At 72.2% G+C, this 15561-nt stretch carries 13 protein-coding genes and 2 tRNA genes; 4 read left to right on the top strand and 11 right to left on the bottom strand.

Features of this window, described 5'->3' with window-relative positions:
• The first annotated feature begins 94 nt into the window (after positions 1-94).
• Positions 95-1285 (top strand): pyridoxal phosphate-dependent aminotransferase, encoded by a 1191-nt coding sequence (locus tag AC0NZQ_RS04895; protein WP_474528521.1) that lies wholly within the window; start codon positions 95-97, stop codon positions 1283-1285.
• Positions 1286-1303: 18 nt separating this feature from the next.
• Here the strand turns inward: AC0NZQ_RS04895 and AC0NZQ_RS04890 are convergent, their stop codons facing one another.
• From AC0NZQ_RS04890 to AC0NZQ_RS04855, 8 genes are all read right to left on the bottom strand, one after another.
• Positions 1304-2773 carry a M1 family aminopeptidase gene (locus AC0NZQ_RS04890; RefSeq protein WP_474528520.1) on the bottom strand — a complete coding sequence of 490 codons (1470 nt, stop codon included), beginning with the start codon at positions 2771-2773 and terminating at the stop codon, positions 1304-1306.
• Positions 2770-3177, bottom strand: coding sequence for a MaoC family dehydratase (locus AC0NZQ_RS04885; protein ID WP_474528519.1), 408 nt, complete (start codon positions 3175-3177; stop codon positions 2770-2772). The genes AC0NZQ_RS04890 and AC0NZQ_RS04885 overlap by 4 nt, the downstream gene beginning before the upstream one ends.
• The gene (locus AC0NZQ_RS04880; protein WP_474528518.1) at positions 3174-3620 is read right to left on the bottom strand and encodes an FAS1-like dehydratase domain-containing protein; all 447 of its coding nucleotides are present in this window, start codon (positions 3618-3620) and stop codon (positions 3174-3176) included. The genes AC0NZQ_RS04885 and AC0NZQ_RS04880 overlap by 4 nt, the downstream gene beginning before the upstream one ends.
• Positions 3621-3655: 35 nt before the next feature.
• Entirely contained in the window at positions 3656-3970 is a 315-nt protein-coding gene (locus tag AC0NZQ_RS04875; RefSeq protein ID WP_474528517.1) for a DUF4873 domain-containing protein, read from the bottom strand.
• Positions 3967-4662 carry a TetR/AcrR family transcriptional regulator gene (locus tag AC0NZQ_RS04870; RefSeq protein WP_474528516.1) on the bottom strand — a complete coding sequence of 232 codons (696 nt, stop codon included), beginning with the start codon at positions 4660-4662 and terminating at the stop codon, positions 3967-3969. The genes AC0NZQ_RS04875 and AC0NZQ_RS04870 overlap by 4 nt, the downstream gene beginning before the upstream one ends.
• A gap of 124 nt (positions 4663-4786) precedes the next feature.
• On the bottom strand, positions 4787-4951 hold the full coding sequence (gene rpmG / locus AC0NZQ_RS04865; RefSeq protein WP_474528515.1) for a 50S ribosomal protein L33: 165 nt from the start codon (positions 4949-4951) through the stop codon (positions 4787-4789).
• A 62-nt stretch (positions 4952-5013) separates the two neighbouring features.
• Positions 5014-5087: transfer RNA gene (locus AC0NZQ_RS04860), tRNA-Met, on the bottom strand.
• A 31-nt stretch (positions 5088-5118) separates the two neighbouring features.
• A tRNA-Thr gene (locus AC0NZQ_RS04855) sits at positions 5119-5191 on the bottom strand.
• 740 nt (positions 5192-5931) lie between these two features.
• Between AC0NZQ_RS04855 and AC0NZQ_RS04850 the strand changes: the two genes are divergently transcribed.
• The 3 genes from AC0NZQ_RS04850 to AC0NZQ_RS04840 are packed head-to-tail and all read left to right on the top strand — an operon-like array spanning position 5932 to position 10373.
• A complete protein-coding gene (locus AC0NZQ_RS04850) occupies positions 5932-7899 on the top strand; it encodes a hypothetical protein (protein WP_474528514.1) in 1968 nt (655 codons plus the stop codon).
• The gene (locus AC0NZQ_RS04845; RefSeq protein WP_474528513.1) at positions 7896-8738 is read left to right on the top strand and encodes a sulfotransferase family protein; all 843 of its coding nucleotides are present in this window, start codon (positions 7896-7898) and stop codon (positions 8736-8738) included. Before AC0NZQ_RS04850 ends, AC0NZQ_RS04845 begins: the two co-directional genes overlap by 4 nt.
• 36 nt (positions 8739-8774) lie before the next feature.
• Positions 8775-10373: an endonuclease/exonuclease/phosphatase family protein gene (locus AC0NZQ_RS04840; protein WP_474528512.1), complete on the top strand. Its 1599-nt coding sequence runs from the start codon at positions 8775-8777 to the stop codon at positions 10371-10373.
• Here the strand turns inward: AC0NZQ_RS04840 and AC0NZQ_RS04835 are convergent.
• From AC0NZQ_RS04835 to AC0NZQ_RS04825, 3 genes are read right to left on the bottom strand one after another with little or no spacing between them, the layout of a single operon-like run.
• Complete coding sequence (locus AC0NZQ_RS04835) at positions 10351-12327, bottom strand: glycosyltransferase family 2 protein (protein ID WP_474528511.1); 1977 nt, start codon at positions 12325-12327, stop codon at positions 10351-10353. The genes AC0NZQ_RS04840 and AC0NZQ_RS04835 overlap by 23 nt on opposite strands.
• A gap of 5 nt (positions 12328-12332) precedes the next feature.
• On the bottom strand, positions 12333-14147 hold the full coding sequence (locus tag AC0NZQ_RS04830) for a CDP-glycerol glycerophosphotransferase family protein (RefSeq protein WP_474528510.1): 1815 nt from the start codon (positions 14145-14147) through the stop codon (positions 12333-12335).
• On the bottom strand, positions 14144-15556 hold the full coding sequence (locus AC0NZQ_RS04825) for an SDR family NAD(P)-dependent oxidoreductase (protein WP_474528509.1): 1413 nt from the start codon (positions 15554-15556) through the stop codon (positions 14144-14146). The genes AC0NZQ_RS04830 and AC0NZQ_RS04825 overlap by 4 nt, the downstream gene beginning before the upstream one ends.
• Positions 15557-15561 lie beyond the last annotated feature (5 nt).

Genomic DNA, 15561 nt, shown 5'->3' with positions numbered 1-15561 from the left:
CGGGTCCGGCCCGTGCCATTCCAAACCGCGGCTCACTGAGAGCCGGTCGGCCACGCCGACATCTCGTCGTGACGCGTCTGGAACGATGGGGTGCATGGGAGCACGCGTATCCGACCGAGTCGCCGCCATCGCCGAGTCCGCCACCCTGGCCGTCGACGCCAAGGCGAAGGCGCTCAAGGCAGCCGGCCGTCCCGTCATCGGCTTCGGCGCCGGCGAGCCGGACTTCCCGACGCCGGACTACATCGTCGAGGCCGCCGTCGCGGCGGCCCGTGACCCGAAGAACCACCGCTACACGCCGGTGGGCGGGCAGCCCGAGCTCAAGGCCGCCATCGCGGGCAAGACCAAGCGCGACACCGGCTGGGACGTCGAGGCGGCTCAGGTGCTCGTCACCAACGGCGGCAAGCAGGCCGTCTACAACACCTTCGCCGCTCTGCTGGACCCCGGCGACGAGGTGCTGCTGATCGCGCCGTACTGGACCACCTACCCCGAGGCCATCAAGCTCGCCGGCGGCGTGCCCGTCGAGGTCGTCACCGACGAGACCACCGGTTACCTCGCCTCGGTCGAGCAACTCGAGGCTGCCCGCACCGAGCGCACCAAGGTGCTGCTCTTCGTCTCGCCCTCCAACCCCACCGGCGCGGTCTATCCCCGCGAGCAGGTCGAGGCCATCGGCGCCTGGGCCAAGGACCACGACCTCTGGGTCGTCACCGACGAGATCTACGAGCACCTGATCTACGGTGACGCCGAGATGGTCTCCATCGTCCACTCGGCGGGCGAGAAGGTCGTCGTCCTCAACGGCGTCGCGAAGACCTACGCCATGACCGGCTGGCGAGTGGGCTGGATGATCGGTCCCACCGACGTCATCAAGGCCGCGAGCAACCTGCAGTCGCACGCGACGTCGAACGTCAGCAACGTGGCCCAGGTGGCGGCGCTGGCCGCCGTGTCGGGCGACCTCTCGGCGGTCGCCGAGATGCGCGCGGTCTACGACCGGCGCCGCAAGGCGATCGTCGCCGCCCTCAGCGACATCCCCGGCGTGGTCTGCCCCGAGCCGCTCGGCGCCTTCTACGCCTACCCCTCGGTCAAGGGCCTGCTCGGCGTCTCGCTGCGCGGCAAGACCGCCGAGAACTCCGCCGAGCTCGCCGGCATCATCCTCGACGAGGTCGAGGTGGCCGTGGTGCCCGGCGAGGCCTTCGGCACGCCCGGCTACCTGCGGATGTCCTATGCGCTGGGCGACGACGACCTCGCCGAGGGCGTGGCCCGCATCGCCCGCCTCGTCGCCGAGGGCTGAGCGCAGCGACCGGCCCGCTCAGCGCAGCGCGCCGGCCCGTTCGAGCACCGTGACCGCTGCGGGTAGACCTTGGAGCTGACGCTGCAGGTCGACCGGGTTGGCGATGCGCCAGGCGTTCCGGTTGACGTAGCACCGGATCGCGGCGTCGAAGCGGGCGGCGCCCGCGGCGGCGCGCGCCGCGTGCAATGCCGCCGCCCCCTTGTCGTAGGTGGTGAAGTAGTAGCGGCGTTCGTCGTCGCCGTAGGACTGCACCGATCGGTCGACCGCTCCCGGCGCCTGCAGGTCCTCGGGATGGGTCGGGCTGCCGTCGACGAGTTCCTGGGCGTAGGACGCGAAGGCCTCGTCCAGCCACGGATGCAGTGACTGCGAGTCGCCGACCATCGCGTAGAACCACTCGTGGGCAGTCTCGTGGACGGCGACCAGCCGCGAGCTGTCGAGCATGAGGATGGCGCCGGGGTATTCGATGCCGCCGCCCTGCGCGGGCAGCCGCGCGACCGCCAGCGACGGGAACGGGAACGGGCCGAAGCGGCGCGACAGCTCGCGGATGGCCCGTCGGAACTCGGGAACGAGAGCATCGCGCTCGGCGGAGGAGTAGGCGCCGACACGCAGCGCCACGTCCCCGACCTTGGTATCGGCGATGCGGAACGGCCCCGCGGCGACGGCGACATCGCGCGCCGCGCTCAACCGCGAGGTCCACGTACGCGTGGCGGCGCTGCTCCGCGGCGGATCGGCCGGGTTGCCGGAGGCGACGACGGTGTCGGCCGCGGGCGCGGTCACCCGCAACCGGACGTCCGCCGCCTCGCTGGTGGCGCTCTCGGCGGTGAAGTCGATGAGGTCCTCGGTGTGCCAGCCGTAGCCGCGTTCCCAGGCGAAGAGCGGCTGGCCGGAGCCGAAGTAGGCGAAGTCGCCCGCCGTCCCGAAGCGGTCGAAGGAGTCCTGACCCAGGGTGAGGGTGAAGGCGACACGGGCGCTCGCCGTCCCGCCCGCCGGCACCTCACGCCCCAGCGGGATGCGCAGCAACCCACCCTGCGTGGCCGCCGCGGCGTTGGCTCGGCTGAAGCCGGGCCGGCCGCCGGCCGGGGTCGCCGTAGCGGAGTCGATGCGGATGCCGTTGCCCTGCTCGACGCTGGGCCGGGTGTTCGCCGTCAGCCGGAAGACCAGTTCGGTGACGGGACGGTCCGGGGTGAACGTGACCTCCTCGACCCCGGTCACGCTCCGGTGGTCGGCAGCGATGGTGAAGTCCAGCGAGATGCGCGGCCGGGCCGGGTCCGGGCTGGCGTAGCGCGCCGGGCAGAGCGGACCGGCGGCGTCGGCGGAGGTGGTCGAGCCACTCCGGGAGGGCACCGACGAGACCGAGCCGGGAGCCGGTGCCGTGCTCACGGCCGCGGAGGTCCCGGCGCCGTCCACCGAGCCGGTGCAGCCGCCGAGCGCACCGGCGACCACCCCGGCGGCGACCACCCCGGCGCGGATGCCCCGGCGGCGGGTCATCCGCGCGGGGGCCGGACCAGCGCGCGGGCCTTGGCCAGCACGGTCTTCCCGTTGACCGTGGCGGTGAGGACCACCTCGGCGAGCCCGTCGTCGCGGACCTCGCGGACCTCACCGGAGACGGTGATGACCGCCGTCCCGGGGTCCGGGACCGGCACCGGGCGGGTGAAGCGGACGCCGTACTCGACGACGGCGCCGGGGTCCCCGGCCCAGTCGGTGAGCAGCCGGCCGGCCGTGGCCATGGTGTACATGCCGTGGGCGATGACGCCGGGCAGGCCGACAGAGGTGGCGACCCGCTCGTTCCAGTGGATCTCGTTGAAGTCGCCGGAGGCGCCGGCGTAACGGACCAGGTCTGCTCGGCTCACCGGGAAGTCCCGCGCCGGGATAGTGTCGCCGGCGGCGGTCACGCGGTGCCCCGCGCGACGAGCGTCTCGTAGGCGGTGGTCACGGCCTCGCCGTCGACGGTGCGGACCTCGTAGCGGGTGGTGACGACGTCGTTGCCCGCCAGCACCTTGACGTCGTCGAGCGTCGCGACCACTTCCAGGAGGTCCCCGGCGGTGATGGGCCGGTGGTGGACGAAGCGCTCCTCGCCGTGGACGACCCGGCTGAAGTCCAGGCCGAGGTCGGGATCGAGCACCACCTGCGCACCGGCGTCCAGGGTCAGCCGGATCGCCATGGTCGGCGGCGCGACCACATCGGGGTAGCCGAGAGCCCGGGCCGCGGCGGCGTCCCGGTAAGCGGGGTTGGGATCCTTGATCGCCTCGGCGAACTCCCGGATCTTCTCCCGGCTCACCCGGTAGGCCGGGGTAGGCGGATAGCTGCGGCCGACCAACGAGGTGTCCACGGGCATGCCCGGCAGGCTATTGCATGCAGGCGTGCTCGTCGTCACTCGTCGGTGACGGTGTCCAGGACGGGGAAGGGCGTCGGCCCGAAGCCCTCCACCCGTGGCCGTCCCCAGGGGTCGACGTCGGCGAGCCGGGTCGTGACCTCGCCGTGCGGCGTCCGGAGCGTGACCCCGCGCCCGGCGCGCGCCACCAGCTCGGAGACGGCGGGATCGGCAGCGACCCGGCCGTACCAGTGGTACTTGCCGCTGATGGGGTCGAACTGACCGCGCAGCGTCACGGTGACGGGCACGGGATCGCCGCCGTCCGCTACCAGTTCGGCGGGGCCGTCGTAGCCGTCGTCGTCGAGATCCGTCATCGCGGTCCTTCGGTCACGCCGTCGGCGACGAGGGCGCCGATCGGCAGGGGGGCGTCGTACTCGACGTGCAGGCCGTGGTCGCGGGCAGTGCCCTCGAGCAGGTGCCAGACGCCCGAGCAGACGATCTCGGTGAAGGTCTCGCGCGGGATCGAGCGGTGCTGCAGCCACCAGCCGCCGGCCGCCTCGACGAAGCCGACGATGCCGTACGCGCCGGGGTCGGCCTCGTTGCCGTCGATGCCGAAGAAGACCATCAGGATCTTCAACAGCGCGGCGACGTTGTCGGCCAGGGTGTTCTCCACCGACTCCAGGCCGCCGTCACCGCGCAACCGCAGGAAGTGGTACAGGTTCGGGTGCTCGTCCAACCAGCCGATGATCGTGCCGATCGCCGCCCCGATGACCTCGCGCGGGGTGCTCTCCGCGCTGAGTTCGAGCTTGGGCAGCACGCTGTCCAGGACCGCCTGCACCACGTGCGCGGCGATGGCCTGCCGTAGATCCTCCCGGTCGCGGAAGTAGCGGTACAGCACGGTGCGACTGACGCCCGCCTCGTCGGCGATCTGCTCGGCAGAGGCCGCCGGACCGTACTTGTCGACGGCCTCGGCGCCCGCCGCGACGAAGGCCTCCCGCCGCTGCGCGCGGTGCTCGGTCCAGCGCAGGCGACGCCCGTCGGCGGCACTGTCATCGCGTCCGCTCACGTCACCCTCCCCCGACTCCGGCCCGGCAAAGTACCTGTGACAGGCACCCTACGTCACCGAGGGCAGAGCAGAACGACGAAGACCCCGCACCAGGGCGGGGTCTTCGTCGACGAACCGGACGCGACTAGCGCGTCTCGCGGTGCTCGGTGTGCTTGCCGCAGTTGTTGCAGAACTTCTTCATGGTGAGCCGGTCGGGGTCGTTGCGCCGGTTCTTGTTGGTGATGTAGTTGCGGTGCTTGCACTCCTGGCACGCCAAGGTGATCTTCGGACGGACGTCGGTGGCTGCCACTGGTCGTGCCTCTCAAACGATCGGGAACATCTGGATCGGTCGCCGGTGGTGGTGACCTGGTGTAGCGAGGGCGGGACTCGAACCCGCGACACCACGATTATGAGCCGTGTGCTCTAACCACCTGAGCTACCCCGCCGCGGACAAGCCCGCAATCACGGGCCTGTCAGAGCCCCCTTACGGAATCGAACCGTAGACCTTCTCCTTACCATGGAGACGCTCTGCCGACTGAGCTAAGGGGGCGGAGCCATGGGCCTGGACAAGCACCCTGCGCCGACCTGTCAGCCTACACGACTCGGCGGCGTGGTCTTCGCGGGGTGATCCGGCCCCGGTCGACCCGCCCCGGACAGAGCGATGTCCAGGCGGCCGTACGGGGGGGACGGCCGCCTGGACACCACCAGGATGCGACCGATCGGCCCGGAATCGCAACGAGAATCACCCTTGTGAAATGTGGTTGAGCCATAAAGCATTTCGCGCGAAGTGCTGCGTCATGAGCCAGCCTGCGAGGACGACATACCTTCACGTACGGCACCCGCTTCACAGATCGCGCCCGTGCGCGGCTTTTGTCCACGATCCGTTCGTTCCGAACCATGCGCGGACGGGACGATCAGTGCGAATCGGCGCACGTGACGTGATCGGATCGTTACCAGCTGTTGAGATTCGACCGGCGTCCTGCGAGTCAGCGCCTGGTCGCACCGGTCAATGCCGGACGACGGCGTCGCAGGGTGGACACCGGCGTCGGTGCCGAGCGCCGTCCCACCCCGGCGCCGCCGGTCCGCCTCGACAGCTATCACCCGACGATCGGATAACGGCCCGGCCACAGCTGAGCAACACCGCAGCATCCGCCGAGAACCGGGCGGGCGGACCGGGGTCGACTCGCTAGTGTGGGTGGACTCAGCACCGCGGACCCGAGCCAACTCCGGCCGGGCGATCGCGCAAGGAAGGCCTCTCATGCAGTCGGTACGACGCGCCGCGACGTGGCGGTGAGCGCGCCAACGCCGACCGTCGGCAAGCCGCGCACCGTCACCACGGTGGAGTACGTCCCGCCGGTGGGTTCCGTCGTGCGCGCCGCGGTCCTCTTCGCGTTGCTCGTGGTCGCCGTCGGATTCGCGGCCGGCGCGGCGCTGTCGTATTCCGTGCGCATCTACGTGGGCAGCGTCCTCGCGGTCTGCCTCTTCGAGATCCTCGTCGACCGCTACGCGCCGTTCGTCGCCTGGGGCCTCAACCGGGTCGGCGCCGGCCCGGTGCCGCGGGCGATGGTCATGGGTGCCACCCTCGTCGTCTTCGCCGTCCAGACCAACGGCCCCCACATGGTCATCAGCGCCATGACGGCCGTGCTCGTCGCGCTGGCAGCGGCCATGGCCCGCAGCGCGGCGGCCCAGGCCATCGACTACCTGCGCCGGCCGCCGGTGATGACCCGGGGCCTGGACCTCGGCCTCCCGCCCGCGCCCGCGGCGCTGCCGCCTCGCATCCTGCGCCCGCACGGCGCGGAGCGGCTGGTCGACATCCTGGCCGCCGTCGGGCTCGCGCTCGCCGCCTTCAAGCGCGGTCCGGACGTCTACGGCTTCGTGGGGCTCGGCCTCTACGCGGTGGCCTCGCTCGTCATCCCGTTCGTCGTCGTCGGCCACACGCTGCGGGTGCGACGGATGCGTCTGCGCCAGCAGGTCAGCCGCGCCGCCGCCCGCCGGCTGGCCGAGCTGGACCCTCGGATCGTCCTCTACTTCGGCGAGGGGCCGGCCTGGCAGTACCAGGTCGAGGTGTGGCTGGACGCCCTGGAAGCGACCGGGCACGTGGTCCCGATCGTGGTCCGCGACCGCGATCTGCTGCAGACCCTGCCGCCGACCACCATGCCGATCGTCTGCATCCCCGCCAGCCGGGAGCTGATGCAGCTCGACCTGCCATCGCTGCGGGGCGCGCTCTTCGTCGGCAACAACTCCAACAACCTGCACATGCTGCGACGCCCCGGCGTCACGACCGTCTTCCTGGGCCACGGCGACAGCGACAAGGACGCCAGCCGCAATCCCTTCACCCGTGCCTACGGCCAGATCTGGGTCGCCGGCCCTGCCGGACGCGAGCGCTACCGGGTCGCCGGGGTGGGGGTCAGCGAGCACGCCTTCCGCGAGATCGGCCGACCGCAGCTGGTCGAGCTCGAGCGACGGCGCAGTCCGGGCGACGATCGCATCTGCGTTCTCTACGCCCCGACCTGGGAGGGGTGGGGCGAGAGCCCCAACCACAGCTCGCTGGCGTTGCTGGGCGTCGACATCGTCCGGGAGCTGCTCGCCCGGCCCGGCGTCCGGGTGATGTACCGCCCGCACCCGCGTACCGGCCACATCCGGGCCGAGATGATGCGCGCGCACCGGCAGGTCGTCGAGCTGCTGGAGCGGGCGGGCGCAGTCGAGCCACCGCCGGTCGTCGTGGACCCCGCCCTGGCGGTCGGCGACGCGCTGGATGTCTGCATGCGGACGCAGGCGCCCATCCTCACCGCTGGTGAGCGGGCAGCCCGCGACGAGCAGTTCTGGGACGAGCACCCCGGCCACTGCATCCTCACCGGCGACTCCCCCGACCTCTACGCCAGCTTCCGGGCCGCCGACGCGCTCATCGCCGACATCTCCAGTGTCGTCACCGACTTCCTCGCCGCCGACCGCCCGTACGGCATCGTCAACAACACCGCCGGCGACGAGCACGACTTCCGCGACGCCGTCCCGACATCGGCGGGCGGCTTCGTCATCGGTCCCGACCTGGCGGGCATCGACGACCTCCTCGCGGCGGCCGTCGACCCGCGACGCGATCCCACGGCCGGCGGCCGGGCCCGGGCCCGGCACCACCTGCTCGGGCCGCCCGGACCCGAGGCCCAGCGTCGCTTCCGCGCCGAACTCGACCGGCTCGCCGGTGTCGCCGATCCGGCGCGTCACGGCGGTACCGCGGTGACGCCCGCGGCGGCCATCACATGACCGACACCGCTCCGGACCCGCGGCCGTCGGTCGAACCCTCGGCGCTGCGGGCGCGGCTGGGCGATGCCCGTCGGGCCGTCCGACGTCGCGCCTTCGCCCTGGAGCGGGGACTGCGCGTGGACGCCGCGGGCCTGCACCTCGTCCCCAGCCCGGTCTTCGTCCTCAGCTCGGTGCGGTCGGGGTCGACCCTGCTGCGCTCCATGCTCGACACCCACACCCGGATCGTGGCGCCGCACGAGCTCCACCTCGGCACGATGCGGGTGAGCTCGGAGAAGGAGTACGCCGTCCGCGCCTGGGAGGAGCTGGGTCTCTCCCTCGCCGACATGCAGGACGTTCTCTGGGACCGGGCGCTGCACCTGGCGATGGTGCGGGGCGGTGGCCGCCACGTCGTGGACAAGACGCCGCAGAACGTCGAGATCTGGCGACGGATCCATGCGTTCTGGCCGCAGGCGCGCTACCTGCACCTGCGGCGGCACCCGGGCAGCGTCTTCCAGTCGCTGGTGGAGGCGCGTCCGGACCAGCCGGCAGCCACGCACGTCGCCAACGTCCTGCGCTACGGCAGCTGGCTGGACGAGGCGCGCGCCGCGCTGCCGGGACCGACGGTCTCCTACGAGCGGCTGACCGTCGAACCCGAGGCCGTGCTGCGGGAGGTCTGCGACTACCTCGGCGTCCGCTACCAGGCCAAGATGCTCACCTACCGCCGCAGCGGCAACCGTGGCGGCCTCGGTGACTGGTCGGAGAAGATCCGCTCCGGTCGCGTCCAGCAGGGCCGTCCGCTGCCGGAGCCGGCCGAGGTACCCGACGCGCTTCACCCGCTCATCCGCGCCTGGGGTTACTGAGCGCCGCTGGGCTTCAGATCGGCGACGAGCTCGTCGATGGTGCGGACGATCGTCGTCGGGGCCGGCATGCTCGGCGCCGACCCGCCTCCCCCGGAGACTGCCTCGATGCGCCTGCGCTCTGCGTCCGCCCTGCTCACCGCCGGGCTGGCCGTCTCCGGACTGTCGCTGGCCGGCACGATCGTCGCCCCCGCCGCCACGGCGAGGCCTGCCGCGGCGGTACCGGCACGACCGACGGTCGGGCGGGTGGTGGCGCTCGGGCACGACTCGGTCACCGTGGTGCTGCCGAAGGTCGCACACGCCACCGGCTACCGCCTCTACGTGGCGACAGACCGCGGCGCCCTCGCGGTGGCGCGCCTCGCCGAGGCGCGGCGATCCCCGACATCACGGGTGCCGCGGCTGACCGTGGGGTCGTTGCCGTACTCGACCTCGCGCTACTGGTTCCGGCTGCGGACCAGCAACGGCACGCACACGCGCTACAGCAGCGGGCTCGGCTCGTTCTCCCTGCGCCCCTCGACCCCCACCGGCCTCACCGCCACCTCGGCGACGACGGGGACCTCGCTGCGCTGGCGAACCCCGGCCGGATACCAGCTCACGGAGGTCGCCCAGGCGACGAACGCAGCCATGACGGCCGGCCGCAGGGTCTTCGCGCTCCGCGGCACCGTCACCGGCTTCACCCCGCTCGGCACCACCGCCGGCCGGCGTCACTGGTGGCAGGTCCGCACCCGCAACGGGTCGACGCCCTCGGCATGGTCGGCACCGACGTCGGCGGTGGTGCGGTCCCGACTGCAACCGGTGCGGATCATGACCTACAACGTGCTGACCAGTGCGGCCGACGGCACCCGGACCTCGGGCGAGACGATCGCGCCGTGGTCACAGCGGCGCGCCGGCGTGCTGGCGCTCGTCCGGCGGTCGGCTCCGGACATCCTCTGCCTGCAGGAGGGCGGAGGTTGGGTGGGAACACCCACCGGTTACGGCGGACGACGACAGGTCGACGACATCGACTCGGCCCTCGGCGACTACACCCTGGCGCGCACCGAGACCCCGCCGAGCGAGCACTGGTACCAGCGCTTCGGCAACTACGTCCTCTTCCGCAGCTCGGTCTACCGAGCCGTCGGCGCCGGCGGACACTGGGACCTTGGCGACGGGCGCACGGCGGCGTACCAGCTGCTGCGGCACCGGGGCTCGGGGGCGCTCGTGCTGGCGGTGTCGGTGCACCTGAACTACGGCTCCGGCAAGGCCGCCGACGACCAGCGCGCGGCGGAGACGCGACTGCTGCTCTCCCGGGCCGGCGCCGTCGCCCGCGCCGCCGGCGCTCCGCTCTTCTACGCCGGCGACTTCAACTCGGTGCGCAACCGCAACCACGTCTACGACGCCGCCGGTCAGGTGATGGCCGCCGCCGGCATCCGGGACTCCCGGGAGGTGGCGCAGCAGCTGGTCAACGGCGCCTACAACAGTGCGAACCTGTACCTGCGGACGCCGCCACGGGTCGCCCAGAGCATCGACTACGTCTTCGCGCCGCCGGGCATCGCGATCTCGTCGCGGGCGGTGGTCCTCGACCTGGTCGGCGGGCGGTTCCGCGGCGTCATCCCCTCGGACCACAACCCGGTGCTCGTCAGCGCCGCCGTCCCTTACTGAGCAGCGGCGCCAGCCGTCGCGCGAGGCCGCCGCGCAGCCTCCTGCGGGTCGCCCGGAGCCGGGCGACATGGGCACCGGCACGACCTCGGACGCTGCCGAGCCAGACCGCGGGATCCGGCAGCACCGCCACCGCCCGGGACCCGACACCCACCACCAGCGAACCCGTGGGGCGGGGCCGTCCCCAGCCGGGCAGGCGCAGCGCGAAGCGCAGCCGGTAGACCGCCGGCCCCCGGCGGGGCAGCGCGGCGGCGAGCAGCGAGCCCGCCACCGCCACCCGCAGCTGCGCGGGGCGCGACACCGCCGCGCCCCGCAGCGGGGCGAAGCGCAGCGAGGCCTCGGGGGCGTCCCCACCGAGCACCCGCAGCGGCAGGGCCACCTCGACCTCGCCGGCCACGGCTCGGGTCGCGGCGGGGCGCAGCGCCCGGGCGAAGGTGCGGCCGTCCACCCCGACTCGCAGCGTGAGGTCGCCGCTCGGGGTGGTCCAGTACGGGACCACCGTCGTCCCCCGCACCAGCGCGAGCACCGCCTCGACGCCGTCGGCCTTCTCGCGGCCGAGCCGGGCCTCCTTGGCCCAGCCGGTCTGATTGATCTTGACGTAGAAGTCCCAGAACGAGCGCTGGTCGCGTCCGAAGGTGCGGTGGTCGACCACCGCCTCGCCGGCGAGCTCGAGCCACGACCGGCGACCGCCGGCCACGACGTCGTCGTGCACGGTCCGCGTCACCTTCGTGGCGAGCGTGAACTCCTTGCTGTCGCTGCGGCGGCGGGCGACCAACGCGATCTTGATGGCGGCGATGTCGCGGGTGGCCCGCCGGGTGTCGTCCCGGACTCCGCGCGTCAGCGGCACCGGCGAGAACCACTCCTCGCCGTCGCGGTCGTAGCGCAACGGCTCGTCGCCGTCGTAGAGCGCGCCGGTGAAGCCGACCGCGAGGGTGCCGTCCTCGCGCCACTGCAGTGAGGTGAGGCGGGCCCGGCAGCGAACCGCCGCCTGCATGCGGTTGTAGGTCAGCAGGTCCTCGAAGCGGTCGTCGCGCAGCAGTTCGGCGGCGACGCGCTGCCGCACCGACAGGCCGTCGTCCACCTGCGGCGGGACGGTCTCCACCGCGACGGTGCGCGCCGAGTCGAAGAGCAGCCGCTGGTAGTCACGATCCTGCGCCGCGAACTTCATCCCGTCCAGGCGGCCGAGGACTTCCTGCCGCATCGGCCGGCGCAGGCAGCGGTCGCGCAGCGGTCCCGGCTCGGTGTGACGCAGGACGATGTCGATCGTCTCGCGAACGTAGCCGTAGTAGGACGGCGGGTCGATGCGCTGGTACCCGGCATTGCCGGCGTCGGCGCGGCCGATGTGGAAGTAGACGTGGTAGTCGGCGTAGACGGAGATCTTCGTCGCCCGGAAGTAGGACTCGACCACGAAGACGTGGTCCTCCAGGCGCCGCTTGCCCTCCGGGAAGCGGAGTCCGATCTCGTTGAGGAACGCCACCCGGAAGAGCTTGTGCGGGGTGAGGGAGTCCATCAGCGGGGCGTTCTCGAGCGTCGCGTCCGGCCGGGACTTGGCGAAGAGCATCTTCGCGACCCCGCGGTGGTGGCCGGCGTACTTGCCGATCACCACGTCGGAGGCGTTGTCGTCGGCGTAGCGGACCAGTCGCTCGAGGGCCTCGGGGGCGAACCAGTCGTCGTGGTCGGCGAAGAAGACGTAGTCGCCGCGGGCGAGGTCGATGCCGATGTTGCGCGGCTTGCCCGGCCAGCCGCTGTTGGGGATGTGGCGAACGACGACGTTGTCCCGCTCGGCGGCGAGGCGGTCGAGTCGCTGCGGGGTGACGCCGTCGTTCGACCCGTCGTCGACGAAGATCATCTCGAACTGGTCGGCGGGCAGGGACTGCCCGATCAGCGACCGGATCAGCGGCTCGATGTACTCGCCGGTGTTGTAGACGGCGACGACGACACTCACGCGGATCGACATGACCGTTATCCCGTCTCCTCGGAGTCGTCGTCGACCTGGCTGCTGCGCAGGCCGTGGCTGCCGTACTGCGCCTCGGCCTTCGCGGCGAGAGCGTCGACGGCGTCTCGGAACAGTGACATCGAGTCCTGGGAGGGCGGTCCGATGAGGTAGGTGCGCACCTCGTCGCGGCGGGCGCGCATCGGGTCGTCGCCCCGAGCTGCGGCGAGACCGTCGCGCAGACCCGCGATGTCGGGGCGCACGAGGTACGCCGCACGCACCGAGGGATTCCGGTCGCGGAACTCGTCGTCGGCGATCCCGCTCGGGTTGGAGACGAAGTAGGGCTTGCCCGAGCGCAGGAAGTCCGACACCACGCTGCTGATGTCGCTGACCAGGGCGTCGGCCTCGTTGAAGGCGTCGAAGAGGGCCTTCTCGTTGTTCGCGATGACCTCGTGCGGCGCACCGGCCGCCCGGACGGCGGCGATGATCCGTTCGCTGGCGGCGCCGGTGCGACGGTTGACCCGCCCGGTGAGCGGATGCGGCTTGTAGACCACCCGGACCCCCGGCGTCGCCAGCAGTTCGGCGATGATTCCCTCGCCCATCGCCGTCACGGAGGTCTGGAACGGGTCGTCGGTCCAGCCTTCCCAGGTGGGCGCGTAGAGCACAGTGAAGGGGTCGCCGACCGGGCGATCGCCCAGCGCGGCGATGCCGTCCAGCTGGGGACGTCCGACGAGGACGATGTCCTCGTCGCGCACCCCGACGTTGGCGCGCCGGTACCGGTCGCGGCCGGCCTCGCCCGCCACCCAGACCTCGTCGTAGACCTTGGTGGCGGGGTTGAAGCTCGCGGTCTTGTCGCTGTCGCCGTGGCCGATGAAGGCGCTCTTGACGCCCGGCTCGCGGAGCAGGTGGATGTTGCGGCCGACATTGGCGACGTAGAGCCCCACCCGGGCGCTCGGCATGTCCAGGTTCATCACGTCGGCGGTGAAGGGCAGGACGAGCACCGGGACCGAGGTGGGCGCCAGGTCGTCGAGATAGCGACGTTCGCGGAGCAGGATCAGCGCCGGGCGGTCGAGGCGCGCCATCGTCTCGAACCACATGTTGGCCTGATAGATGTCGGCCGCACCGCCGGAGAAGTACAGGATGACGCGCGGCTGAACCGCCAGCACGGCCCGCTGCGCGGCCCGCATCCGCGTCTCGTCGTCCGGCAGCCGGACGAGCGCGAGCACCTGCGGCAGCAGCGCCACCGGCACGAGCAGTGCCAGGACGACCATGACGACTGCGGCCGGGACGACCAGCCCGTAGTCGCCGTCGAGCCACCCCCAGCCGACCGCGAGGATGAGCAGCAGGTCGAGGTTGAGCAGGAGCTGCGTCCCGCGGGCCATCAGCAGCTCGGACGGCGCCGGCGGGAGCTCGGCACCGGGGACGTCGAGGTTGCGGGTCTCCAGGCGACGTAGCCGCCGGGTCCGGACCACCGTCCGCAGCCCCAGGTACAGCCCGAGCACGAGGTGGTGCAGCAGGACCAGGGCGAGCAGCACCCCGGTGGCACCGTGACCGGCGCAGCCGGAGAACCAGAGGTACGCGACGAGCAGGAGCTGGCGGATGAAGGCTCGCCAGGTGATGCCGGCACTGACCGTGTTCAGGGCACCGACGACGCGGCGGTCGCCGACGCGGTACAGCGCGACGTCGGCCAGCCAGACCACGAGGGCGCCGGCCACCGTGAGGCCACCGAGGCCGGCCACGGCGCCGGCGAAGAGCGCGACGAAGCCCGCGCCGAGAACGGCGGCCGCACCGAGGCCGTAACCGATGGCGGCCCCGCCGGAGGCGCCGCCCTCGGGCTCGCTCACGACGCGTCGTGCCGACGGACGTCGACGACGTGGCCGGTCATGTCGGAGGCGAGCAGCCCGAGCACGGTCGAGGCGACGGTCTCGCTGTCGAGCAGGGTGCCCTCCGGCTCGGGCCCGAAGGCCGCCACCCGCATCGGGGTCCGCGTCCGCTCCGGGTTGACGACATTGACGTGGATCCCGTCGTCGGACCATTCGTCGGCGAGCGCCTGGGCGAAGTTCACGCAGGCGGCCTTGGTGGCCGAGTAGAGCGAGTAGTCGGCACGACCGCGGGTGTAGGAACTGGAGGTGAAGAGCACGAGGTGACCCCGGCTCTGCCGCAGGTACGGCGCGCTGGCGCGGGCCACCAGGATGGGCCCGAGCAGGTTGATGTCGAGCTGCGCGCGGATCGTCTCGTCGTCCATCTCGGCCAGCGGTCCGGTGAGCAGCTGCGCGGCGCTCAGCACCACGGCGTCGATCCGGCCGGTCTCGGCCGCCGCGGCGGCGAGGGCCTCGGCCACGGCGGCGGCGTCCTCGACGTGCGTGCCGGTGGTGGAGCGGCTGTGGGAGAAGACCCGGCACCCCATCGCCTCGGCGAAGCGGACGACATCGGCCCCGATGCCGTAGCTGCCGCCGAAGACGACCACAGTGCGGCCGCGCAGCGTCTCGGCGACCTTCTCCGGGCTCCGCGCCTCGACACCGTGGGAGCTCAGCTGGAAGAGCTTGTCGACGAGGAAGAGGTCGATCGGGTACGTGACCTTCATGTTCTGCTCGTCGCCGGGCACCACGTGGATCGGCACCTCGGGCAGGTAGCGCAGCACCACGCCGCAGTCGTCGGTGGCGCGGAAGTCCGGGTCGGCTGCGGCCAGCTCGTAGGCCCGCCGGATCACCGAGATCCGGAAGCCCTGCGGGGTCTGGCCCCGGCGCAGGTGGCTGCGGTCGGGGATCGCGACGATGCGCTGCTCGTCGTCGACCTCGATGACGGTGTCGGCCGAGGCGATCGCGACGTCCACCGCCTCGTGCGTCTGCAGTGCCCGGACGCACTCGGTTACCACGCCGGGCGGCAGCAGCGGCCGCACCGCGTCGTGGAAGAGGACATTGCACTCCTCGGGACCGAGCGCGGCCAGCGCGGCGATCGTCGACTCGTTGCGGCCGGCACCGCCGGGCAGCACCCGGCTCACCTTGGGAAGGGCAGGCTTGCCGAGCAGCAGCTCCTCGGCGTCGGCCACGAAGTCCGAGGCCATCATCACGAGGATCTCGTCGATCTCGGGACAGTCGTTCAGCGCGGCCACGGTGTGCTCGATGACGGTCCGGCCCGCCACCTTCAGCAGCTGCTTGGGGCGGTCCAGCCCCACCCGCGAACCGGTCCCCCCGGCCAGGACCACCGCCACCGTGCGCAGTCGCGATTCGGGCTGCGCACCGGACGACGTCATGATCG

It is taken from the genome of Jatrophihabitans sp. sgz311053 (assembly GCF_056135305.1).
This window is presented reverse-complemented; position numbering and strand designations above follow the sequence as displayed.

Coding starts and splice junctions, on each gene's coding strand:
- AC0NZQ_RS04895 (WP_474528521.1), top strand. CDS start 95: ATGGGAGCACGCGTATCCGACCGAGTCGCCGCCATCGCCGAGTCCGCC.
- AC0NZQ_RS04890 (WP_474528520.1), bottom strand. CDS start 2,773: ATGACCCGCCGCCGGGGCATCCGCGCCGGGGTGGTCGCCGCCGGGGTG.
- AC0NZQ_RS04880 (WP_474528518.1), bottom strand. CDS start 3,620: ATGCCCGTGGACACCTCGTTGGTCGGCCGCAGCTATCCGCCTACCCCG.
- AC0NZQ_RS04875 (WP_474528517.1), bottom strand. CDS start 3,970: ATGACGGATCTCGACGACGACGGCTACGACGGCCCCGCCGAACTGGTA.
- AC0NZQ_RS04845 (WP_474528513.1), top strand. CDS start 7,896: ATGACCGACACCGCTCCGGACCCGCGGCCGTCGGTCGAACCCTCGGCG.
- AC0NZQ_RS04840 (WP_474528512.1), top strand. CDS start 8,775: ATGGTGCGGACGATCGTCGTCGGGGCCGGCATGCTCGGCGCCGACCCG.
- AC0NZQ_RS04835 (WP_474528511.1), bottom strand. CDS start 12,327: ATGTCGATCCGCGTGAGTGTCGTCGTCGCCGTCTACAACACCGGCGAG.
- AC0NZQ_RS04825 (WP_474528509.1), bottom strand. CDS start 15,556: ATGACGTCGTCCGGTGCGCAGCCCGAATCGCGACTGCGCACGGTGGCG.